The sequence below is a fragment of the Paraburkholderia sp. UCT31 genome, assembly GCF_014397655.1.
GTDB classification, from domain to species: Bacteria; Pseudomonadota; Gammaproteobacteria; order Burkholderiales; family Burkholderiaceae; genus Paraburkholderia; species Paraburkholderia tuberum.
This window is the reverse complement of record NZ_VZQP01000032.1, coordinates 1-22,937: the sequence shown is the minus strand read 5'-3', so window position 1 is coordinate 22,937 and position 22,937 is coordinate 1. Positions and strand designations below refer to the sequence as shown.

Annotated in this window: 21 protein-coding genes; 13 read left to right on the top strand and 8 right to left on the bottom strand. The window is 64.9% G+C overall.

All coding sequences use genetic code 11. The features are described from left to right. Positions 1 to 6 precede the first annotated feature (6 nt). The 3 genes from phnN to phnF are packed head-to-tail and all read right to left on the bottom strand — an operon-like array spanning position 7 to position 2,074. Positions 7 to 558 (bottom strand): phosphonate metabolism protein/1,5-bisphosphokinase (PRPP-forming) PhnN, encoded by a 552-nt coding sequence (phnN, locus tag F6X40_RS24960; protein WP_090809526.1) that lies wholly within the window; start codon positions 556 to 558, stop codon positions 7 to 9. Continuing rightward, entirely contained in the window at positions 555 to 1,319 is a 765-nt protein-coding gene (locus F6X40_RS24955) for a DUF1045 domain-containing protein (protein WP_187629606.1), read from the bottom strand. The genes phnN and F6X40_RS24955 overlap by 4 nt, the downstream gene beginning before the upstream one ends. Then, complete coding sequence (gene phnF, locus F6X40_RS24950) at positions 1,316 to 2,074, bottom strand: phosphonate metabolism transcriptional regulator PhnF (RefSeq protein ID WP_184039300.1); 759 nt, start codon at positions 2,072 to 2,074, stop codon at positions 1,316 to 1,318. The genes F6X40_RS24955 and phnF overlap by 4 nt, the downstream gene beginning before the upstream one ends. Positions 2,075 to 2,253: 179 nt before the next feature. On the opposite strand from phnF, the gene phnG reads away from it, so the two are divergent. Genes phnG through F6X40_RS24915 form a run of 7 tightly spaced genes read left to right on the top strand, consistent with a single transcriptional unit; the run spans position 2,254 to position 8,185 of the window. Beyond that, a complete protein-coding gene (gene phnG / locus F6X40_RS24945; protein ID WP_187629605.1) occupies positions 2,254 to 2,769 on the top strand; it encodes a phosphonate C-P lyase system protein PhnG in 516 nt (171 codons plus the stop codon). Further along, on the top strand, positions 2,769 to 3,380 hold the full coding sequence (gene phnH, locus F6X40_RS24940; protein ID WP_187629604.1) for a phosphonate C-P lyase system protein PhnH: 612 nt from the start codon (positions 2,769 to 2,771) through the stop codon (positions 3,378 to 3,380). Before phnG ends, phnH begins: the two co-directional genes overlap by 1 nt. Next, positions 3,380 to 4,516: a carbon-phosphorus lyase complex subunit PhnI gene (locus F6X40_RS24935; RefSeq protein WP_187629603.1), complete on the top strand. Its 1,137-nt coding sequence runs from the start codon at positions 3,380 to 3,382 to the stop codon at positions 4,514 to 4,516. The genes phnH and F6X40_RS24935 overlap by 1 nt, the downstream gene beginning before the upstream one ends. Next, complete coding sequence (locus F6X40_RS24930) at positions 4,513 to 5,463, top strand: alpha-D-ribose 1-methylphosphonate 5-phosphate C-P-lyase PhnJ (protein ID WP_187629602.1); 951 nt, start codon at positions 4,513 to 4,515, stop codon at positions 5,461 to 5,463. Before F6X40_RS24935 ends, F6X40_RS24930 begins: the two co-directional genes overlap by 4 nt. Next, the gene (phnK, locus tag F6X40_RS24925; RefSeq protein WP_187629601.1) at positions 5,460 to 6,230 is read left to right on the top strand and encodes a phosphonate C-P lyase system protein PhnK; all 771 of its coding nucleotides are present in this window, start codon (positions 5,460 to 5,462) and stop codon (positions 6,228 to 6,230) included. The genes F6X40_RS24930 and phnK overlap by 4 nt, the downstream gene beginning before the upstream one ends. An 8-nt stretch (positions 6,231 to 6,238) precedes the next feature. After that, entirely contained in the window at positions 6,239 to 7,015 is a 777-nt protein-coding gene (gene phnL / locus F6X40_RS24920) for a phosphonate C-P lyase system protein PhnL (protein ID WP_187629600.1), read from the top strand. 36 nt (positions 7,016 to 7,051) lie between these two features. Further along, on the top strand, positions 7,052 to 8,185 hold the full coding sequence (locus F6X40_RS24915; protein ID WP_187618100.1) for an alpha-D-ribose 1-methylphosphonate 5-triphosphate diphosphatase: 1,134 nt from the start codon (positions 7,052 to 7,054) through the stop codon (positions 8,183 to 8,185). 116 nt (positions 8,186 to 8,301) lie between these two features. Here the strand turns inward: F6X40_RS24915 and F6X40_RS24910 are convergent, their stop codons facing one another. Further along, positions 8,302 to 10,140, bottom strand: coding sequence for a diguanylate cyclase domain-containing protein (locus F6X40_RS24910; protein ID WP_187629599.1), 1,839 nt, complete (start codon positions 10,138 to 10,140; stop codon positions 8,302 to 8,304). Continuing rightward, positions 10,140 to 11,381: an extracellular solute-binding protein gene (locus tag F6X40_RS24905; RefSeq protein ID WP_410452533.1), complete on the bottom strand. Its 1,242-nt coding sequence runs from the start codon at positions 11,379 to 11,381 to the stop codon at positions 10,140 to 10,142. Before F6X40_RS24905 ends, F6X40_RS24910 begins: the two co-directional genes overlap by 1 nt. A 651-nt stretch (positions 11,382 to 12,032) precedes the next feature. Here F6X40_RS24905 and F6X40_RS24900 point away from each other — a divergent pair. From F6X40_RS24900 to F6X40_RS24880, 5 genes are all read left to right on the top strand, one after another. Continuing rightward, the gene (locus F6X40_RS24900) at positions 12,033 to 12,815 is read left to right on the top strand and encodes an ABC transporter substrate-binding protein (protein ID WP_184039263.1); all 783 of its coding nucleotides are present in this window, start codon (positions 12,033 to 12,035) and stop codon (positions 12,813 to 12,815) included. A 267-nt stretch (positions 12,816 to 13,082) separates the two neighbouring features. Continuing rightward, on the top strand, positions 13,083 to 14,198 hold the full coding sequence (locus tag F6X40_RS24895) for a succinylglutamate desuccinylase/aspartoacylase family protein (protein ID WP_184073375.1): 1,116 nt from the start codon (positions 13,083 to 13,085) through the stop codon (positions 14,196 to 14,198). A 329-nt stretch (positions 14,199 to 14,527) separates the two neighbouring features. After that, complete coding sequence (locus F6X40_RS24890; protein ID WP_187629655.1) at positions 14,528 to 15,706, top strand: porin; 1,179 nt, start codon at positions 14,528 to 14,530, stop codon at positions 15,704 to 15,706. Positions 15,707 to 16,069: 363 nt separating this feature from the next. Further along, complete coding sequence (locus F6X40_RS24885; RefSeq protein ID WP_187629598.1) at positions 16,070 to 17,362, top strand: MFS transporter; 1,293 nt, start codon at positions 16,070 to 16,072, stop codon at positions 17,360 to 17,362. A gap of 43 nt (positions 17,363 to 17,405) precedes the next feature. After that, on the top strand, positions 17,406 to 18,461 hold the full coding sequence (locus tag F6X40_RS24880) for a serine hydrolase domain-containing protein (RefSeq protein ID WP_187629597.1): 1,056 nt from the start codon (positions 17,406 to 17,408) through the stop codon (positions 18,459 to 18,461). Between the two features lie 128 nt (positions 18,462 to 18,589). Here F6X40_RS24880 and F6X40_RS24875 read toward each other — a convergent pair whose 3' ends face one another. The 3 genes from F6X40_RS24875 to F6X40_RS24865 form a co-directional block, all read right to left on the bottom strand. Continuing rightward, on the bottom strand, positions 18,590 to 20,323 hold the full coding sequence (locus F6X40_RS24875; RefSeq protein ID WP_187629596.1) for an IlvD/Edd family dehydratase: 1,734 nt from the start codon (positions 20,321 to 20,323) through the stop codon (positions 18,590 to 18,592). 220 nt (positions 20,324 to 20,543) lie between these two features. Continuing rightward, positions 20,544 to 20,969 carry a DUF1801 domain-containing protein gene (locus F6X40_RS24870; RefSeq protein WP_187629595.1) on the bottom strand — a complete coding sequence of 142 codons (426 nt, stop codon included), beginning with the start codon at positions 20,967 to 20,969 and terminating at the stop codon, positions 20,544 to 20,546. Positions 20,970 to 21,209: 240 nt separating this feature from the next. Continuing rightward, positions 21,210 to 22,001: a DUF899 domain-containing protein gene (locus F6X40_RS24865; protein WP_187629594.1), complete on the bottom strand. Its 792-nt coding sequence runs from the start codon at positions 21,999 to 22,001 to the stop codon at positions 21,210 to 21,212. Between the two features lie 297 nt (positions 22,002 to 22,298). Here F6X40_RS24865 and F6X40_RS24860 point away from each other — a divergent pair, with 297 nt between their 5' ends. Next, complete coding sequence (locus F6X40_RS24860) at positions 22,299 to 22,613, top strand: VOC family protein (RefSeq protein ID WP_262421537.1); 315 nt, start codon at positions 22,299 to 22,301, stop codon at positions 22,611 to 22,613. Positions 22,614 to 22,937: the final 324 nt, after the last annotated feature.

The window sequence follows — 22,937 nt, the reverse complement described above, 5'->3', positions numbered from 1 at the left end:
CTTGCGCTACGCGCTCACCTGCTCCTTGAGCACCGTGATCAATGCGTGCCCCGCTTCTTCGAGCGCGCCGGAGTTGTCGATCGTCGTGCAGCGCACGCCGGCCGGCAACGCAAACGGCGCGCGCCGCGCGAGCCGCGCCGCGACCTGCTCCGACGATTCGCGCGCCCGCGCGCCGAGCCGTGCTTCGAGAATATGCGGCGCGGCGCTCACGTGCACCACCTCCGCGCGTGGATAGCGCGCGAGCGCATGCTGCAGGTACTGCCGCGAGCCGTTGACGACCACCGTGCAGCCGCGCGCGAGCCACGCATCGAGTTCGATGCCGATGCCATAGCGCAGCGAATGGCTCGACCATTCGAGCGCGAACAGGCCAAGCACCGAGCGCGCGGCGAACTCCTCGACGCTTAGTGCAACATGCACCTCGCCATTGCCGCTCGGCCGCGTGATGTAACGATGCGCGAATACGAGCGGCTCGCCGGCGAGCCGCATCCGCGCGAACTGCAGCAGCGAATCCTTGCCCGCGCCCGACGGCCCCATCACATAGATCAAACGCCCAGTCATTGGCTGCTCACCTCGTCTTGCTGCTTGTTCGTGCGATCGCCAGGTTGCGCGCCGTGGCTGAACGGCAGCGGCTGCCAAAGCACGAACGGCTCGCCCGGCGCCGGCTCGACGAACAGCGCGGCCTGATCCACAGCGAGCGGCCCGAGCGCGGGCGTGCGCTCCCGCCACCATGCGAGCAGCGTCGCGCGCTCGTCGGCATCGGCGAGCGAACTGGACAACGTCATGTGAAAACGGAACTCGTCGAACACGTACGGATAGCCCCATTGCAACAGCAACGCACGTTGGCGCTCGCTGAGCGGCGCGGCGAGCCGTCGCTCGAGATCGGCCGCCGACGGCCGCGCGCACAGCCCGTCGAGCGACTGCAGCGCGTTCGACGCGAGTTCGCGAATGCGCGTCTCGCCATCTGCATCGGCCGGTCGCAACGCGACGAAGTCGCCCAGCGTGGCCGCTTCTACCGGCAACGTGAACGGCCGCTGCGCGAGCGCCCAGGCTCGCGCGGCCGCGAGCACGTCGGGCTGCGTGACGCCGGCGCCGAGCCGGAACGGGGCGACCAGCGTGCCATGCCAGCCATAGCGGCGCGGCGCGTCGGTCAATGCGGCGAGCGGGCGCGTCAGGCCTGGCGGCTGCGGCTGCGCTCGGCGCTCGCCGCTTTGCGCATCGCGGCCGAGCCATGTCGAGCCGGCCTGCCACCACGCCGATTCAACCGACGGCGCGTAGTACAGCGCAAAGCGCGCTTCGGCACTCCATGCGGGGCCGCTCACAGGTCATGCTCCACGAGCAGTTGCACGCGATCGGCCGCGAAATGCGTGAAGCCGTATTTGACCGGCGTGCCCTGCAGATCGACGTCGACGTTCTCGACCCACAGCACCGGCTGCTGACGGTTGATGTTGAGCCGCCGCGCGACTTCCGGCTCGGGCAGCACGCTGCCGATGCGGCTCCACTTGCGCAGATAATCGTCCACGCCGAATTCGGCCAGCGCTTTCGTCGTGCCGCCGAGGCGTTGCACGACCTCCGGCAAATCCGGAAAACGCGCGGCCGGATACCAGCTGCGCGCGTACGTGAGCGGCACGCCGTCCGACGCGTTCAGCGATTCGATGCGATAGACCGCCGCGCCCGCGCGCAGACCCAACGCCTTCGCGACACTGGGCTCGGCCTTCACGCGCGCGGCCGACAGCATCGTGCCCGCGGGCGAGTGATGTTGTTGACGCAGGTTCTCGGTGAAACGCGTACGGCGGCCGATCGAATAGTCGATCGCGCCGGGCTGCACGAACGTGCCACGCCCCTGCTCGACGCTGACGAGGCCGAGCGCGGCGAGGCCGAGCATCGCGCGGCGCACCGTGTGACGGTTGACGTCGAAGCGCTTCGCCAGCTCACCCTCGCTCGGCAGCCGCCCTTCTTCCCCGAACCCGCTTGCCGTGATCTCTGCGGCGAGAATCTGTTCGATCTGTCTCCAGACGGCCACGCCCGCGCCGCGTTCGAGCGTCGTGGCCGGCGCCGCGCTGTCGTTCGATGTCATGGTGCTGTCATTCCCTTCGGTTCAAATGATCGCCATGACGTGCATTGTAGTGCGCGAGCCGTGATGAAAATATGAACGTCCGCCGCGCACAACAGTCCAGACAACTATGCTTATAAACGTCTAGACGTTTAGATGAATAGATGCTTCAATGTCCACTCGCTGGATCGACAGGAAATCCGATGAGCCCGAGTTCCGTTCCGCCCAATCCACCCTCTTCGCCGTTGCCGGCCGTGTCTTCGGCGACGCGGCGCGCCTGGATGGCCGTGCTGGCGCGCACGCCGCGCGCCGACCTCGAAGCCGCGCTGCAGCGCGCGCTGCAAGGCCGCCCCACCCCCGCCTACGACTGGCTGCGCCCCCCTGAAATCGGCCTCGCGATGGTGCGCGGGCGCATCGGCGGCAGCGGCGATCCGTTCAATCTCGGCGAAGCCACGGTTACGCGCGCCACGCTGCGTCTGCATGCCAGTGGCGACGCCGAAGCCACCGTCGGCGTCGCCTGCCATCTGGGACGCGACCGCCGTCGCGCCGAACTTGCCGCACTCGCCGATGCCTTGCTGCAGATGCCCGAGCATCACGACAGCCTGCATCGTCAATTGATCGAGCCATTCGCCGCGCAACAGCAGGCCCGGGGCGCGCAACAGCAACAGGACGTCGCGGCGACGCGCGTCGAATTCTTCACGATGGTGCGAGGCGACTGATGGAACGTTCACCGATTGCGTTGTCCACGCTGACGCCGGGTTTCGCGGACCCGGTCCACGACACCCAGACCGTGTTTCGCACGCTGCTCGACGCGTTGTCGCGGCCCGGCACGATCGGCGTGATCCGCGACGTGCTGCCCGAGTTGCGCAACACGCCGGTCGAACCCGCCGCGTTTGCCGCACTGCTGACGCTCTGCGACTACGCGACGCCGGTGTGGCTCGCGCAGCCTGATCCCGCGCTCGCGTCGGCGTTGCGTTTTCATACCGGCGCGCCGCTCGTCGATGCGCCCGGCAACGCCGCGTTCGTGTATGTGCACGATGCCGACGCGTTGCCATCGCTCGAAAGCTTCGCGCCCGGCAGCGCCGAGTCACCGGAACAATCGGCCACGTTGCTGATCCGCGTCGACGCGCTGACGGGCGGCGCAGCGGTCACGCTGAGCGGCCCCGGCATTCTGGATGCCGAAACGATTTCGCCGCTCGGTCTTCCCGCGCGGTTCTGGCAAGAACGCGCAATGCTCGCGCCGCTGTTTCCGTGCGGCATCGACTGTTATCTGGTTTGCGGCCCGCGCGTGATCGGCCTGCCGCGCACAACCGAAGCGAAGGTGAACTGATGTACGTTGCCGTCAAAGGTGGAGAACGCGCGATCGAAGCGTCGTGGCGCCTGCTAGACAAAGCGCGCCGCGGCGATACGCGAATCGCCGAACTGAGCGTCGCGCAGATTCGCGAGCAGTTGCGGCTCGCGGTCGCACGCGTGATGACCGAAGGCTCGGTCTACGACGAGGAGCTTGCGGCGCTCGCAATCAAGCAGGCGGCCGGCGATCTGGTCGAGGCGATTTTCCTGCTGCGCGCGTATCGCACCACGTTGCCGCGCTTCGGCTATACGCGCGCCATCGATACCGAAACGATGCAGGTCGAGCGGCGCATCTCGGCGACCTTCAAGGACCTGCCCGGCGGCCAGTTGCTCGGCGCGACCTATGACTACACGCAGCGTCTGCTCGATTTCGCGTTGCTGGCCGATGGTGATGGCGCGCGGCAGGACGTGACGCGCGGCAACGCGCCCGTTCCGCAAGAACCGCCAGCGCCAGAATCGATGCCGCGAGTCGTGTCGCTGCTCGACAAGGAAGGCCTGATCGAACAGGAGCGCCCGACACCCGACGGCGCGGAACCCGGCGACCTGTCGCGTGAACCGCTCGCGTTTCCGGCGAGCCGCGCGACGCGTCTGCAAAATCTCGCGCGCGGCGACGAAGGCTTTCTGCTCGCGATGGGCTATGCGACGCAACGCGGCTACGCGCACTCGCATCCGTTCGCGGGCGAGATCCGTTTCGGCACGATCGCGGTCGAGATGGACCTCGACGAACTCGGCGAAGCGGTCGACATCGGCGATATCGACATCACCGAATGCCAGATGATCAACCAGTTCGCGGGCAGCGGCACGGTGCCGCCGACCTTCACGCAGGGCTACGGCCTCGCGTTCGGCCACTCGGAGCGCAAGGCGATGGCGATGGCGCTCGTCGATCGCGCGTTGCGCGCCGAAGAACTCGGCGAGACGCTCGCGTCACCGACGCAGGACATCGAGTTCATGCTGTCGCATAGCGACAACGTCGAGGCGTCGGGCTTCGTGCAGCACCTGAAGCTGCCGCATTACGTCGACTTCCAGGCGGAGCTGGAACTGGTGCGGCGTTTGCGCGCGCAGCATCGCAGCAACGATGAAACAAGCCGCGCCACCGACAAGGAGCAGGCAGCATGAACGCGCCCGACACCGCTGTTGCCAACACCTCATGCGACACCGCCGCGCACGGCTACAACTTCGCGTATCTCGACGAGCAGACCAAGCGCATGCTGCGCCGCGCGCTGCTGAAGGCAGTCGCCGTGCCGGGCTACCAGGTGCCGTTCGCGTCGCGCGAAATGCCGCTGCCGTACGGCTGGGGCACCGGCGGCATCCAGGTGACGGCCGCGATCATCGGCAAGACGGACACGCTGAAGGTCATCGATCAGGGCTCCGACGAAACCACCAACGCCGTCAACATCCGCCGCTTCTTCGCGCGCACCACGGGTGTGGCGACCACGCGGCACACGAGCGAAGCGACGATCATCCAGACGCGGCACCGGATTCCCGAAACGCCGTTGACCGAGCGGCAGATCCTCGTCTATCAGGTGCCGATGCCCGAGCCGCTGTACCGGCTCGAGCCGCGCGTCGCCGAATGCAAGACGCTGCATGCGCTCGCCGATTACGGGCTGATCAGCGTGAAACTGTACGAGGACATCGTGCATCACGGCAGCATCGCGACCACGTACGACTACCCCGTGATCGTCAATCATCGCTATCTGAGCTCGCCGTCGCCGATCCCGAAGTTCGACAATCCGAAGATGCATATGAACGCCGCGCTGCAACTGTTCGGCGCGGGCCGCGAGCGCCGCATTCACGCGATTCCGCCCTATACGCCGGTGCGCAGCCTCGACTTCGACGATCATCCGTTCGAAGTGCAGAAGTGGCAGCACGCGTGTGCGCTGTGCGGATCGAAGGAAAGCTTTCTCGACGAGATGATCGTCGACGATGCGGGCACGCGCATGTTCGTGTGCTCGGACAGCGACTACTGTCACGGGCGGCGCGGCGATGGCGATAGCGACGGCGACGGCGCTATCGAAGCGCAAGCGCCGCTGCCCCACGCCACGCGCGAAGGAGAATCCACATGACGCCGCTTCTGAGCGCACGCGCGCTCACCAAACAATATGGCGGCCGCAACGGTTGCCGCAACGTGAGTTTCGATCTGTATCCGGGCGAAGTGCTGTGCATCGTCGGTGAATCGGGTTCGGGCAAGACCACGCTGCTCAACACGCTGGCGCTGAAGACCGAGGCCGATAGCGGCTCGCTGCACTACACCGCGTCGCATGGCGACTCGCTCGATCTGCGCGCGCTGTCCGAGCCGCGCCGCCGTCTGCTGACGCGCACCGAGTGGGGCTTCGTGCAGCAGAATCCGCGCGACGGCCTGCGCAGCGGCGTATCGGCCGGCGCCAACATCGGCGAGCCATTGATGGCGGTCGGCGCGCGCCACTACGGCGAAATTCGCCGCACAGCCACGCAATGGATGGAGCACGTCGAGCTCGACCCCACGCGCATCGACGAATTTCCCGCCGCGTTTTCGGGCGGTATGCAGCAACGTCTGCAGATCGCGCGCAATCTCGTCACCGGTCCGCGTCTGGTGTTCATGGACGAACCGACCGCCGGTCTCGACGTGTCCGTGCAGGCGCGTCTGCTCGATTTGCTGCGCACGCTGAGCTCGACGCTGCATCTGTCGGTGCTGATCGTCACGCACGATATCGGCGTCGCGCGTCTGCTCGCGCATCGGCTGATGGTGATGCAGGGGGGCGAAGTCGTCGAGGCGGGTCTGACCGATCAGGTGCTCGACGATCCGCAGCACCCGTATACGCAAACGCTGGTTTCCTCGGTTCTGCCGGTTTGAGGCTCACGATGCAATCCACTGAGGTAGTCAATGAAGCAGGCAGCGATGCACGCCACGGCGAGCGCGCTTTCGCCGACAACGCGGCGCTGATGCTGCGCGCCATCGGCATCGGCAAGACTTTCACGCTGCACGGCCAGGGCGGTGTGCGGATCGACGCGCTCGCGAACGTGTCGCTCGAGGTCGAGCGCGGTGAATGCGTGGTGCTGGTCGGGCCGTCGGGTGCGGGCAAGAGCACGCTGCTGCGCTGTCTGTACGGCAACTATCTGGCGAGCACCGGCTCGATTGCGATTCGCGACACCAGCGATCACGGTCGGCCCATTGCAATCACCGGTGCCGAAGCGCGTGACGTGCTGCGGCTGCGCCGTCGCGTGGTCGGCTATGTGAGCCAGTTTTTGCGCGTGATCCCGCGCGTGCCGACGCTTGCGCTGGTCGCCGAGCCGCTGGTCTTGCACGGCGTCGCCGAACCCGAAGCGAGCGCGCGCGCCGCTGAATTGCTCACGCGGCTCAACGTGCCGGAACGTCTGTGGTCCCTCGCGCCCGCGACGTTTTCGGGCGGCGAGCAACAACGCGTGAACATCGCGCGAGGTTTGATCGCCGAACATCCGCTGCTGCTGCTCGACGAACCGACCGCTTCGCTCGATGCGGAAAACCGCGACGTTGTGGCCGATCTGATCGTCGAGGCGCGCGAGCGCGGCGCGGCGATCGTTGGTATCTTTCACGACGAAGAGACCCGCAACAAGGTCGCGACGCGCCGCCTGGAACTGCGGGCGCCGCTGCGGCACTAAATTGACACCAGTCCCGACTGACTACGGAGCAAGTCGATGTTGATCAGCAACGCTCGCATCGTGACGCGAGACGAAGAATTCATTGGCACCGTGCGCGTGGAAGACGGCGTGATTCGCGACGTCGAACGCGGCGCGGGTTTGGCGCGCGACGCCGAAGACTGGGACGGCGATTATCTGCTGCCCGGTCTGATCGAACTGCATACGGACAACCTCGAGAAGCACCTCGTGCCGCGTCCCGGCGTCGAATGGAATACCGACGCGGCCTTCGTGATTCACGACGCGCAGGTCGCCGCAGCCGGCATCACGACGGTATTCGACGCGCTCGCCATCGGCTCGCGCTCGAGCGTTGGGCTGCGTAACCGCGATGTGCAAACGCAATGCGCCGATTCGCTGCTGCGGCTGTCCACGCGTCGACTGCTGCGCGCCGAGCACTTTCTGCATCTGCGCTGCGAGATCGCGACCGCCGACGTGCTCGAGGTATTCGATTCGCTGTGCGCGCATCCGCTGCTGCGGCTCGCGTCGGTGATGGACCATACGCCGGGCCAGCGCCAATGGCACGACCCCGAGCAATGGCGCCGCTTCCAGGAGCGCAACGGCAAGATGAGCGACGAGCGTGTCGCGAGCACGCTCGCCGAACTCGCGGTCGAACAGGAGCGTTACGCGGATGAGCACCGCCGCGAGATCGTCGCGCGTTGCCGGCGGCTCGGCATTCCGGTCGCGAGCCACGACGACACGCTGATCGAGCACGTCGAACAGGCGAAGGCCGAGGGCATCGTGCTCGCCGAATTCCCGACCACGCGCATCGCCGCGCAAGCCGCGCGCGAGCATGGCATCGCGACGATCATGGGCGCGCCGAACATCGTGCGCGGTGGCTCGCATTCGGGCAACGTGTCGGCGCTGGAACTCGCGCGCGCGGACCTGCTCGACATTCTGTCGTCGGATTACGTGCCGTCGAGCTTGCTGACCGCGGTGTTCGATCTCGTCGAAAAAGCGGGCTGGTCGCTGCCGCGCGCGATGGCAACGGTCTCGGCCGAGCCGGCGCGCACCGCCGGTCTCACGGACCGCGGCGCGATCGAGCCCGGCCTGCGCGCGGATCTCGTGCGCGTGACGATGCTCGACAAGCTGCCGGTGCCGCGCGCGACTTATCGCGCAGGGGTGCGGATCGTTTGAGTGGGCTGGTTGAGCGCGCCTGCTTCTCAGGTCGACAACGGCACACGCTCCGGCTCATTCGCGGCGCGATCGCGGCGTGGCAATAGAAAACCCTCAGCGGCGCGGGTAAAACCGCGTCACGCGGTGGGCTCCGCCTCGCGCCCCTCGGTCGCATCGCGCGCGGCGTGCGCCTGGGCCAGCTGGGCCTGGGCAGCCCTCGCCTGCCCAGCCTGTTCGTCGAGTCGCATGGCGAGCAGATCCTGATAGCGCAGATACGCGCAACGGCCACCCGATTTCGCCGCATACATCGCGGCATCGGCGTTCAGCAGCAGTTCCTCGGCATTGCCGCTGTCGTGCGGGAACTCGCCGATGCCGATGCTCGCGCCGACCGTCATGCTATTGCCGTCGACGGTCAGCGTTTCGTTCAGCGCGTCCATGATGCGCTCGGCGATTTCTGGCGTGACCTCGGCCGCGCGCTGCCCTTCGATCAGCACGATGAATTCGTCGCCGCCGAGCCGCGCGACCACGTCCCCGGCATACAGCACGTCCTTCAGACGGCGTGCGACCGCGACCAGCACCTTGTCGCCGACCGAGTGACCGAACTGATCGTTAATCTGCTTGAAGCGGTCGAGGTCGACGAACAGCACGGCGAGGCCTTCGCGGTGGAAGCTTGCCTCCTCGATCGCGTTCTCGAGCTTCTGCATGAACAGCATGCGGTTCGGCAAACCGGTCAGCACGTCGTGCGAGGCCAGATGCACGAGCTCGCTCTGCTTGCTGTGCAGCGTATCCATCTGCGCGCGGATTTCGCAACGCAAACGCTCGAAGCAGCGCGCGAGCACGCCGATTTCGTCGGTGCGTTTGAGCGGCAAGGTGTGCATCGCGTGGTCAGCGAACAGGTGAGTCGCCGCATACGCGAGCAGATGCAGCGGCTTGGTCAGCGCTCGCGCGAACAGGATCGCCAGCAGTACCGACAATGCGCTGAACACCAGCACCATGCGAATGATCCGCGTGCCGAGCTGATTGGCGCCGGTCAGCACGTCCTCGAGCGGCTTCGCGAGACCGAGCACGATGAAGCGGTTGCCCTCGGAACCGCCGAACGGCCGCCGCACGAACGCGAGCACACGGCCGGCCGCCTCGCCGGGTCTCGCGAGACCGTTGATGAGCACCTCGCTTTGGCGTTGCTCGAACAGTTGCTTCGTGGCCGGAAAGCTGTCCTGCATCAGCACGCGACGGCCGCGGTCGAAGCCGAAGGTTTTCGACCCGTCGGGATGGATCAGGAAGTCGCCCCACTCGTTCGCCAGATAGACCTGATAGTCGCTCGGCAGATCGCTCTGTAAACGCCGCAGCATGCCGGCCAGATCGACGTCGATTACGACGACGCCGACCACCGTGCCGCGCGCATCCGCGATCGGCGTGCCGAGACGCAGCGTCGGCTTGCCTTGCGCCGCATGCGTGCCGGATTCGTGATTGACCGAAATCGGCGACGTGTAGATGCGGCCCGGCGAAAACGCGAGCGTTTCGAATACGTAGGGAAACTGAGCTTTTTCCTGCAAATCGTCACCCTCTACACGCACGAGGCCATCGCTGTCGCGATCGAAACGGATCAGTTCGAGACCGTGATGCTGCCGCGTGATCAGCCGCACTTGCAGATACTCCGGGTGGTGCAGCATGAAGCTCGAATACACCTGCGCGAGCCGCTCGCGGCCGAGGTTCGGGCCGATACCGTCATCGGTCTGCGCGACGCTCACCGACGACGGCATCGTCGCGAGCACGAGCGCGTCTGCCGCGACGTCGTCGATCGATACCGCGATGCGCTGGCCGAGCAGCTCCGTCGACGTCTGCAGGCTGTGCTCCGCTTCGTTGACCAGCATCGTGCGATTCGCGCGATACGCGTAATAGCCGGTCGCGCCCGACGCCAGCACGCCGATGCACGCGAGCAGCACGGATAGCTTGAAGGTCAGGCCGCGATGCAGCATCAGAAGCGCTCCGAACGGTCGCCCGACACGATGCGCGTCCACAGTTGCTCGCGGCGCTCGATATCTTCCACCGGACTGATCCAGACGATGTGCGCGTTGGCGCTGCCTTCGGCCGGCTCGGTCAGCGTGTTCGCGAGCCCCTGGCGCTGTGTCAGCAACGCGCTCACGCTCGGCTCGAGCATGTAGTTGATCCATGCGAGCGCGAGCGGCTGGTCGCTCGCCGCGCGCGTCATCGACCAGCAATCGAGCCACGCGAGCGCGCCTTCGTCCGGAATCACGTAGCCGACGTCGGCGCCCGCGCGCCGCAGCAACTGCACCTGCTGCGTGCCGTAGTTGCCGAACATCAACGCGACCTTGTGCTGGATGAAGAATGCGGTCGCCTCTTCGGGCAGCGTGTAGTAGGTCAGCAGGTTGCGGCGCAGATCGACGAGCTTGTGCGCGATCGTGCGCATCTGCGCGGGGTCGAGTTGAAACGGATGCGGATAGCCGAGCGCAAGCGCGGTGAACGAGAAGTTGTGCTGCGCGCTATTGAAGTCGAGCACCTTGCCACGATAGCGCGGGTTCCACAGTTCGAGCATCGAATGCGGCGCAACCGGAATCTGCTTGCGATCGTAGATGAGTCCCATCGACGAATACGTGAACGGAATCGCGTATACCTTGCCCGCCGAGGTCAGGCCGTCGATCGAGCCGAGCGCCTGGAAACGCGGCAACTGCTTCTTCGTATTCGGCAGACTCGCGAGATCGAGCGGCGCGAGCAGATTCGCCTGCGTATAGCGGCGGATTTCGGCGGTGTTGGCGGCGAGTACGTCGAACGGCGGCGCGCCCTTGCTGTGCATCTGCGCCCACAGCGCCTCATCGGAATCGACGAGCGTGACCTCGACCTTCGCGCCGTAGCGCGCTTCGAACGCCTTCACGACGTCCGGGTCCGCATAGCCGGGCCATGCGAGAACGTGCAGCACTTTCTCGGCGGCCGCTGCGGGCGTCGCCGCGCCGAAACCCGCGCACAGCAATGCGCCTATCAGAACGCCCGACACGCGGGGTAAAAACTCGGAAAAAACGTCGCACGAAAATCCGGATGCGCCAATCGATGAAAATCCCGATGTAACGCTCGACAAAAAACTGTCAAAAAAACGGCGTTGCAATAATGCCGCGCGAGCCCGCACGCCGGCGCTCGCGATTTGTCGCTTAAAAGTCTGTTTACGACAGCCTGTTCGATCCGCCGTGAACAACATCGTGTGCATGCATAACACCGTTGAGCAGAAAGGCCATGTGAGCGAGCGCAAACGCGCGGAATTTGAATCTTGACGGCCGTCCAACGACCTGCGCCCGAGCGATCCCCGCCTGCGCGGGCGGCCGGCGTCCAACGCAGGGAGCATCGATGATAGCGCCAAAGCCTTTGTTTTTGCACCGGTTCGAAACGGCGGGGCAAAAATATCGGTGTTGGTAATAACGTGCAAGGCAATAGCCTCGAGGCTGTTCTTAATTAACGGCAAATTCAGCCGCGAGCTTTAACGATCCGTCCACGTTTCAAACTCGCGTTTCAAACCGGTTTTCGGTGAACTCGCGAGAAAACCGGCGTAAATCCCAGTCGATTACGCTCGCCGGCCCTTCGGATTACCGCTCGTGCATTGCATCCGCGTTACGCAAACCCTACCAACGGTGTACGATCCGGCCACACCAGCTGGGGCGCAAGCGTTGCTCTAGAGGGCCTCCTCCCGCGCCATCCGGTGTTTTACTAGCTTCCCAATATTTTTGAACTGATAAGCTTGGCGCGCGTTGCAGGCCACCCCGGCTTGCATCCTGACCAGAAGCCCGTTTGCGAGTCGCGCCGGGCGTCCCGAGGCGGCACAACCGCCGAGGGCGTAATTGAACTACACCGAGGAGTAAAAACAGTGAAAAAACTGCTAGCGGCTTTGACGGTTGCTCTGCTTGCCACCGTCTCGATTGGCGCACACGCTAAAGATTGGTCGACGATCCGTTTTGGTGTTGATGCCAGCTATCCCCCGTTCGAGTCGAAAGGCGCGGACGGCAAGCTCGTTGGCTTCGATATCGACCTCGGCAACGAAATTTGCAAGCGCGTCGGTGCGAAGTGCGTGTGGGTGGAAAACGACTTCGACGGCATGATCCCGGCACTGAAGGCGAAGAAGTTCGACGGCGTGCTGTCGTCGATGTCGATGACGCCGCAACGCGCCGAACAGATCGCTTTCTCGTCGAAGCTGTTCAACACGCCGACGCGCCTCGTCGCGAAGCAGGGCTCGGGCATCCTGCCGACCGCTGAATCGCTGAAGGGCAAGACGGTGGGCGTCGAACAGGGCACCATCCAGGAAACCTACGCGAAGACCTACTGGGAACCGGCGGGCGCGAAAGTCGTGGCGTATCAGAACCAGGACCAGGTCTACGCCGACCTGATCTCGGGCCGTCTGGACGCAGCGCTGCAAGACGCGGTGCAGGCTGACCAGGGCTTCCTGAAGACGCCGCGCGGCAAGGGCTTCGCGTTCGTCGGCAAGGACCTCGACGATCCGAAGATCCTCGGCAATGGCGCCGGCATCGGCATGCGCAAGGAAGACACCGATCTGAAGGTGAAGGTCGACAAGGCGATCGCCGACATGATCAAGGACGGCACCTACAAGAAGATCGAGAAGAAGTACTTCGACTTCGACGTGTACGGCAGCTAAATTGCCCATGCGCGCCGTACGGCGCGCCGGCAGCGTGTCCGAAACGGGCTCCGCGACGCGGAGCCCGTTTTGTTTTTGCGGCTCCACATCTAGCCACATCAAGCCACATCGTGTGGCATATCGGCTAAGATCGTGCGAGACGCGGCTCCCCTGAGACAGGTTGCCGCAGTCCGCGCATGCGGACCACGCGCGCTGCCGGCGCGCATCTTTCCCCTTGCAATCAACCACCTAGCGCGGCTGCTCCGACCGGGCCGCGAAGCCAAAACCATGCAAACCCTGACCCATCCGCTGATTGCCCCGTCGCTTGGCACCGCCCGTGAACTGACGAGTTTCCACTACGGCCCCGGCGGCGGCCAGAAAATCTATATCCAGTCGTCGCTGCATGCGGACGAACTGCCCGGGATGCTGGTGTCGTGGTCGCTGCGCCGCAAGCTGGCCGCGCTCGAAGCCGCGGGCAAGCTGCGTGGCGAAGTCGTAGTCGTGCCGGTGCCGAATCCGATCGGCCTTAATCAGCATCTGCTCGGCCAGATGCTCGGCCGCTTCGAAACCGGCAGCGCGCAGAACTTCAACCGCAACTTCTACGACCTCGCGGAACTCGTGCAGCCGTTCATCGAATCGCGTCTGACCAGCGACATCGACGCGAACCGCGCCGCCATCCGCACGGCGATGCGCGAAGCGCTCGACGCGCAGCAGCCGACCACCGAACTCGGCTCGCAACGCCTCGCGCTGCAAAAGCTCTCGTACGACGCCGACGTCGTGCTCGATCTGCATTGCGACTGGGAAGCCGCGATGCACCTGTACACCAATCCGGACCTGTGGCCCGAAGTCGAGCCGCTCGCGCGCTACCTGGACGCGAAGGCGTCGCTGCTCGCGCTGAATTCGGTCGGCAATCCGTTCGACGAGATCCACAGCTTCTGCTGGTCGGATCTGCGCGGCCGTTTCGGCGAGCGCTTCCCGATCCCGAACGGCGGCATCTCGGTCACGATCGAGCTGCGCGGCCAGCGCGATGTGTCGTACGAACTCGCGGAAAAAGACGCGCAGGCGATCATCGAGTATCTGACCTCGCGCGGCGTGGTCGACGGCGAGCCGGCGCCGATGCCGGCGCTCGAATTCGCGGCGACGCCGCTCGCAGGCGCCGAGCCGCTCGTCGCGCCGATCAGCGGCGTGCTCGTCTACCGCTGCGCGGTCGGCACGTGGGTGGACGTGGGCCAGGAAATCGCGGATATCGTCGATCCGTTGACGGACCGCGTCGTCACGATCAAAAACTCCGTGGCCGGCGTGCTGTACGCGCGGCATCTGGCGCGGTTCGCGACGGCCGGCCTCGAATTCGCGCGCATCGCCGGCCAGACGCCGTTCCGCAGCGGCTCGTTGCTGAGCAACTGACGCCAGAGCCGCTGCGACCGTCGCTGCTGTCGCGGCCGGCCATGTAACTGAATTTTCACGCACCAGCTGAAATAACCGATCGCCCGCCGCCAGGCGGGCGATTCGCTGCCACGCGTCCAGCCTCGCTCCAAGGTCGACCGACCCGCCCCGCCACCGATACATCCGCTGCTGGCGCACACGCAAAGTGTCGCGCCGACACGACACCGTGAAAGATATCTTTCAGTGTCACATACCTTACTCAGCGTTCCCTTAAATTGCCGGCCATCGCGCGACGTTGCCGCAGAGCAGCGCGTCGCGATCGCCAAAATTTGCTAACTCGGAGAAGTATGTTGAACAAGAAAATCCTGACCGCCGCTACGTTTGCCTTCTTCGCCTCCGCCGCTCACGCACAAAGCAGCGTCACGCTGTACGGCCTGATCGATGCCGGTATCAGCTACGTGAACAACTCGAAAACGGCCACCGGCCACAGCAGCCTGACCAAGTACGACGACGGCGTCGCGAACGGCAGCCGTTGGGGCCTGCGTGGCACGGAAGACCTCGGTAACGGCCTGAAGGCGCTGTTCGTGTTGGAAAACGGCTTCAACAGCGGGAACGGCACCGCCGGCCAGGGCGGCGCGATGTTCGGGCGCCAGGCGTACGTCGGCGTGTCGCAGAACAACGTCGGCTCGCTGACGTTCGGTCGCCAGTACTCGTTCTCGACCGACTACCTCGGCTCCAACTACGCGACCGGCGGCCAGACCGTCGCGGGCAACTACGCTTACCACATCAACGACGTCGACCAGCTCACGTCGAGCCGTATCAACAACTCGGTCAAGTTCAGCAGCGCGAACTTCTCCGGCCTGACCTTCGGCGCGATGTACGGCTTCTCGAACACGGCAGGCGGCTTTGCCGGCACGCCGGGTACGGGCACGTCCGCTGCCCCGGTGGCAGGTTCGTCGCGCGCTTACAGCTTCGGCGCGAACTACGCGAACGGCCCGTTCGGTATCGGCGCGGCGTACACGGACATCCGTTATCCGGGCCAGGCATCGCCAGCCTTCTCGACTTCGCTGGCAAACGTCACCTTCCCGACGATCGGCAACGGCCAGATCCAGGATCTGCGCACGTTCGGCGTTGGCGGCCGCTACGCATTCGGCCCGGCGACGCTGTGGGCCCTGTACACGAACACGCGCCTCGCACCGATCTCGGGTGGGTCGACCACGTTCGCCGCCTACGAAGCAGGCGCGAAGTACGCAATCACGCCGGCTATCACGGCAGGCGCGGGCTACACGTACATGCACCTGAGCGGCGCGAACGTCGGTCACTGGAACCAGGTGAACCTGAGCGGCGACTACGCGCTGTCGAAGCGCACGGACGTGTACGTGCTGGGCATCTATCAGATCGCGTCGGGCCACAACGGCACGCAGGATCTGCAGGCACAGATCGGTTCGAGCTCGAGCTACTTCAGCACGTCGGGCGTCGGCGCCGACAATCAGCTGGCGTTCCGTCTCGGTCTGCGTCACAAGTTCTAAGCAGACGGTTCGCGGTGGGGAACATCTGTGTTCCCTGCCTGATCGAATCGATGGAAAGCGCCCTACGGGGCGCTTTTTCTTTTGCGGCGCGAAATCGGTCGGGCAACGCCGGATTCTCGATCGCGCCCGTCAGCAATTCGACGAACGCCGGATCGAACGCGAGGCCTTCGAGACTGCATGCGATATCGAATAGCTGGGTCATCTCGATCCCGCTTTGCCGTTTCGGCAACGATATCTGCCAAATATTGTAATTGTCTATAAATATCGTCCACCCCAACATCGGGTCACACGCTTCGATCCCGCGCCCGCGCCGCTCACGCGACACTGCCGGCGCGCCTCCCAATGCCGCCAGAGGACTTCGTCATGAGCATGGACTCCGTCACCACCGCCGACGCGCTCGCGCGGCACACTTCGCGCTCGAGCGTATCGCGGCTGATTCTCGCGACCTCGATCGGCAACGCACTGGAGTTCTACGATCTGGTCGTGTACGGCTACTTCGCGGCCGTGCTGTCGCGCACGTTTTTTCCGGTGCACGACCGCACCGTGTCGCTGCTGCTCGCGCTCGGCACCTTCGCGCTGTCGTATCTCGCGCGACCGATCGGCGCGCTCGCGCTCGGCTCGTTCAGCGACCGCAAAGGCCGCAAGGCATCGTTGACGCTATCGATTGCGATGATGACGCTCGGCACCAGCATGATCGCGTTGATGCCGTCGTATGCGGCGATCGGCGTGCTCGCGCCGATCGGCGTATTCGCGTCGCGGCTGTTGCAGGGATTCTCGGCGGGCGGCGAGTTCGGCAGTTCGACCGCGTTTCTGATCGAACATGCGCCGGAGCGCAAAGGCTTCATGGCGAGCTGGCAGTTCTCGAGCCAGGGCGCGAGCACGGTGCTGGCGTCGCTGTTCGGCGCGGTGTTGACGAGCACGCTGACGACCGCGCAACTCGAAGGCTGGGGCTGGCGCATTCCGTTCCTGTTCGGCATGCTGATCGGTCCGGTCGGGCTCTACATTCGCCGCCGCATCGACGAAACGCCGGAGTTCGAGCGCGCGGAAAAATCCGCCGCGCCGGTGCGAGAACTGCTCGCGACGCAAAAGGAACGGGTGCTCGTGTCGATCGGCGTGCTCGTGCTGACCACCACGGCCAACTACATGCTGCTCTACATGCCGACCTACGCGGCGCGGCAGCTCGGACTCGCACCGTCGTCGGGCTTCATCGCGACGCTCGCGGCCGGTCTGATCATGATGATGCTCACGCCGGTCGTCGGTCATCTGTCGGACAAGGTGGGCCGCGTGCGCATCATGCTCGGCGCCGGCGTGCTGTTCTTCGCGACCGTGTATCCCGCCTTCGTGCTGATGAACGCGCGCCCGTCGCTCGGCTCGTTGCTTGCCGCGGTCACGTGGGTCGCGTTGCTGAAGGCGACCTACTTCGCGCCGATTCCGGCCTTGATGTCCGAGTTGTTCCCGACCCGCACGCGCACGACCGGCATGGCGTTCGGCTACAACATCGGCACCACCGTGTTCGGGGGCTTCACGCCGCTCGCCGTTGCCGCGCTGATCGCGGCGACCGGCAATAATCTCGCGCCCGGACTTTATCTGATGCTCGCGGCCGTGCTCAGCCTTTTCACCGTGATGTGGGCACGCGTGCGACTGCACGCACGCTGAGTTTCTGCCTCGCGGGCTTCGTTGAACCGACAGGACCTTATCCATGCAAGACCGTTTGCAGCAAGCCGTGCAGTTCGCGGTGGATCATGAATCGCTTTGGGACCGCCATGTGGGCGGCGCATGGGGTGTGCACGTGAACGACCCGCCGCCGTGGAACAGGCTGCTCGGTCCCGTGCATGATCGCGGGCCGGTGTCGGGCGCGATCGCCGTCGACGGCCGCGTGCTGACGAGCTGGGGCGAACCGGATCGCGCCGACCTGACCTTCAGTGTCGCGAAGATGTACCTCGCGCTGCTGGCCGGCGTCGCTCACGATCGCGGCCTGTTGCCCGACGTCGACGAACCGGTGCGCGTGCGCGTACCCGACATCGGCTTCGACGACGAACACAACGCGCCGATCAGCTGGGCGCATCTGCTGCAGCAAACGAGCGAATGGCGCGGCACGTACTTCGGTTTGTCGGATCAGGCGGATCACTACCGTGCAGTCAATTTCGCCGCGCCGCCCAATGGCAAAAAAGGCGATCTGCGTCCGCCGCAACGGCCGGGCACGTACTGGGAATACAACGACGTCCGCATCAACCAGTTCTCGCTCGCGCTGCTGCATCTGTTCCGTCAGCCGCTGCCCGAGGTGTTTCGCGAAGCGATCATGCGGCCTTCGGGCGCGAGCGAAAACTGGCAATGGGTCGGCTACGATAATGCGTGGGTCGAAATCGACGGGCGACGCATGCAGTCGGTGCCGGGCGGCACGCACTGGGGCGGCGGCATATCGGTCAGCGCGAACGATCAGTTGAAGGTCGCACAGATGCTGCTCGACGACGGCGTCGCGAACGGCCAGCGCGTGCTGTCGTCCGAATGGATCGCGCGCATGCGCACGCCGTGCGCGATCGCGCCGTTCTATGGCTACCTCGTGTGGCTCAACACCGGGCGCAAGGTGTTCCCGAACGTGCCGGAGTCGAGCTATTTCGGTGTCGGCGCAGGCAGTTCGTTCACGTGGGTCGAACCGGAGCGGCGCATGACGGTGGTCGTGCGCTGGCTGAATCCGGCCGCGGCGAACGAGTTCTTCGGGCTCGTGCTCGACGCGGTCGACAACCTCGGCCAATAGCCGTTAGCGGCGCATCATCCAAGGCAGCTGCGCCGCGAACGCCGACGACAGATCAAAAAAATGCGGGCGATGCACGAATGCATCGCCCGCACGGTCATGGGCCGAGCCGTTGCCGTTGCAACGGCGCGTCAGTGCGAATGCCGCGGCACCGCGGAACCTCGACACCCCACGAGGAAGTCGAGGTCGCAACCCTCATCGGCCTGCAGCACGTGATCGATATACAGGCGCCGGTAGCCGCCACCTTCCGGCGGCGGGGGCGGCACATGCTGCGCGAGACGGCGCTCGAGTTCCGCGTCGCTGACATCGAGGTGCAGCGTGCCCGCGTCGCAATCGAGCTCGATCCAGTCGCCGTCCTGCACCGCGGCGAGCGGGCCGCCGGCCGCCGCTTCCGGCGTCACGTGCAGCACCACGGTGCCGTAGGCGGTGCCGCTCATGCGCGCATCGGAAATGCGCACCATGTCCTTCACGCCCTGCCTCAGCAGCTTCGGCGGCAGGCCCATGTTGCCGACTTCGGCCATGCCCGGATAACCCTTCGGCCCGCAGTTCTTCATCACCAGCACCGAATTCGCGTCGACGTCGAGCGTCTCGTCGACGATGCGCGCCTTGTAGTGCTCCAGGTTCTCGAACACGACCGCGCGTCCGCGATGCTTGAGCAACTCGGGTGTCGCCGCCGACGGCTTCAGCACCGCGCCGCGCGGCGCGAGATTGCCGCGCAGCACGCGGATGCCGCCATCGGCGACGAGCGGCTTGTCGAGCGGACGGATCACTTCGTCGTTGGTGTTGGGTGCATCCTTCACGTTGTCCCACAGCGACTTGCCGTTGACCGTCAACGCGTCCGGATGCGGCAGCAGGTTCGCTTCGCCGAGCCGGCGCAGCACGGCCGGCAGGCCGCCCGCGTAATAAAACTCTTCCATCAGGAAACGGCCCGACGGCATCAGGTCGACGATCGTCGGCGTGTCGCGGCCGATGCGCACCCAGTCGTCGAGTTCGAGATCGATACCGATGCGCCCCGCGATCGCCTTCAGATGAATCACCGCGTTGGTCGAGCCGCCGATCGCCGCATTGACGCGAATCGCGTTGACGAACGCTTCGCGCGTGAGGATCTTCGACAGCTTCAGGTCTTCGAGCGCCATGTCGACGATCCGGACTCCCGACATATGCGCAAGCACGTAGCGGCGCGAGTCGACCGCGGGAATCGCCGCGTTGTGCGGCAGCGACGTGCCGAGCGCCTCGGCCATGCAGGCCATCGTCGACGCGGTGCCCATCGTGTTGCAGGTGCCCGCCGAGCGCGACATGCCCGCCTCGGCCGACAGGAACTGATGCAGATCGATCTCGCCGGCCTTCAGCGATTCGTGCAACTGCCACACCGCGGTGCCAGAGCCGATGTTCTTGCCGTCGAGCTTGCCGTTCAGCATCGGGCCGCCGGTCACGACGATCGCCGGCACGTCGCAGCTCGCCGCGCCCATCAGCAGCGCGGGGGTCGTCTTGTCGCAGCCGGTCAGCAGCACGACGGCGTCGATCGGATTGCCGCGGATCGCCTCCTCGACATCCATCGCCGCGAGATTGCGCGTGAGCATCGCGGTCGGACGCAGATTCGATTCGCCGTTGGAAAACACCGGGAACTCGACCGGGAAGCCGCCCGCTTCATAGACGCCGCGCTTCACGTGCTCGGCGAGCTTGCGAAAGTGCGCGTTGCACGGCGTCAGCTCGGACCACGTGTTGCAGATACCGATCACGGGACGCCCGTCGAACTCATGATCGGGAATGCCCTGATTCTTCATCCAGCTTCGATACATGAAGCCGTTCTTGTCAGCCGTGCCGAACCACTCGGCCGAGCGCAATTTCCGCTTTTTTTCCGACATACTAGGTCCTTGATGCATGTGCCGGGACCCTCACCGGCCAATTTGACTGAAGCGGCCCGCCCGGCGCTACGGCGCAAGGTTGCCGCTCAGGGTCCAGGGATGGTGAAGTGTACGGAGCGAGTCGATATCTTTCCAATTATATTTTTGGCGATATCGATATCAATTCTGGTATCGACTCACCGGGGTTCGCGGCGGGGCTGGCGAGCAGACTGTGCCGGCCTCAGGCGTCGCCAGAGGCCCGCTTACGGCCGGCTTTCGGCAGTGCGCCGCGCATGTTCTTCTTGAGATGATTCTGGTTATAGTCGATTGCGGCGCGCACCAGCGCTTTCAGTGCGCGCTCGTCGACCCCGTCGCTCTCGAAGAAGTCGATAGCGCGCCGCGCGTTGCCTTCGAGGCCCGCGTTGAACAAGCCGTCCGGGTCGGCCAGGCCCGCCCCATGCGCGAAGGTTAGCTTGACCTTGCCCTTGTGGGCGTTGGCGACCGCGATCATGCCGTCGCGCGACCAGACCGGGCTACCCATCCACTTGAATTCCTCGACGATCGCCGGGTCCGCCGCGAGCACGCATTGACGGATGCGAGCGAAGATCGCGCCGCGCCAGTCGGTGAGTCCTGCGATCAGTTCGTCGATACGTTCGGATGCGTTCATCGGAGTGTGGCCCTCGTAAGCGGGGAAACGAAGCGGCTGAACAGATAGGATGCCGTAACGATCCAGTCATTGTAATCTGCGCCTGGATTCGTGGCTGGCGGATGACGCGATTTCAAACATCGAACGTACCGCGATACTGCTCTCTCGCATCCGGGGACCTGGACTCAGATTTCACCTCGAAGCTCTACGCTCGAAGTGAGTCACTCGGAGAAACGACAGCGATCGATGATTCGTCAGGCGCTAGTCGTCGCGTTTCCGAAACGCAGCCTCTCCGGCATCTGACACCTCGACCCACTTCGGATCGGGAGCAGCGCCGGGGACGTAAGTGTCGTTCCAGTTCCACCATTTGTACGGTCGGCTCTGCGGGTAGCCCTCCGGCGAATCCTCCCACGTCTCCTGCCGCCCGAGCGCCGTCATGTCAAGGTAGCTCCAGATCGTGCCCATCGCCTCGTCCCCACGCCCGTTAATGAAGTACGTTCGGAACACCCGCTCGCCGTCCCGGATGAACGCGTTGTGGCCGTGCCATTCGTCCACGCCGAAGTCGGCGTCGAAACTGTCGGTGATGGTGTACCAGGGGATCATCTCCCAGCCCATCCGCATCTTCAGCCGCGCGATATCGGCTTGCGGCGCGCGGGACGCGTACACAAGCGTAGTGTCGCGAGCGTGCAGATGGGCAAGGTGGGAGACCTGATCGGCCCCCAGGGAACAGCCAATGCACGCATGCTCTGGCCACCCGTGCACGCCGGGCTCGAAAAAGGCGCGATAGACGACCAGCTGGCGGCGGCCGCTGAACAGGTCGAGCAGGCTTACTGTGCCTTCCGGCCCGTCGAACGCATACGTTTTTTCCACGGCAAGCCATGGCATCCGCCGTCGCTCAGCGGCCAGCGCGTCGCGGGCACGTGTCAAGGCTTTCTCCTTGACGAGCAGCTGCTCGCGCGCGGCCTCCCACTCTTGCCGCGACACAATCGGTGGTGTCTTCATGGCAGGCTGTCCATCTTTCCCACGTTTCTCAGGTGACTTGATCGTCGTCATCGTGACCTCCGGGTTAGAGCGATGTCCTGTGCGTTCGGGTCGGAAGGCGATTCGCTCACCGGGCATCGCTCGCTGCTGATGATGGGGTAGTTTAGGCCGCCGGACATCGAATGGTGGGAGTGACAAATGTGACGCGATTCAGGTGCGGCTCGATTCAGAAGGAGCAGCGCTAGCGACCTCGATTCATCGTTGGTCAAAAGGCGATGGAATCCCGTGGGTAGCCAAGCGACCGCTTAGCGGATCGGGGCAGACTATTATGTCCGGCAACCCCCATTCACCCACCACCCGGAGGTGACGATGAACACGATCCACGAGGTCTACCCCTATCTGCGCGTGCGCAACGCCGCACGGGCTATCGAGTTCTACGCGCAGGCATTCGGCGGCGTCGAGCAGTTTCGCCTGACCGAGCCAGGCGGCCGCATCGGTCATGCCGAAGTGAAGATCGGTCCCGCGACCGTGATGCTGTCCGATGAATATCCCGAGCACGACATGCTCGGACCGACCGGCGACAGCCGGCCGAGTGTGCTGCTGCATATCCACTGCGACGACGTCGACCGACTGTTCGCACAAGCGCTCAAAGCGGGCGCAACCGTGGTCCGCCCGCTGATATGACTCCCGGTGTCAATCGGGATCGGTTTTTCAGTTTCTCGAATTCATATTGTTGGAATTTCCTGAGGGCGACGTAGCAGTACATCTCGACGGTGGATCATGCTGATATCCGCGGGTTGGGTACCGCATTACAGAGGTCCGTCCGATGAGCCTTCCGCTATCTAAAGCCGCAAGTCGGATGCAATCCGTTGCGTAGCGGGCTCGCGGGTTACTCACGTGCCGGGCTACGCCGCCTTCAGGAAACTCCTCCTCCAGTCGTTGGGGTGGGTAGGGGTTACTGCTCGTGTGTTGTGTCAGGCCGTCAGGCCCTCGCGCCGTGTGGCAAGC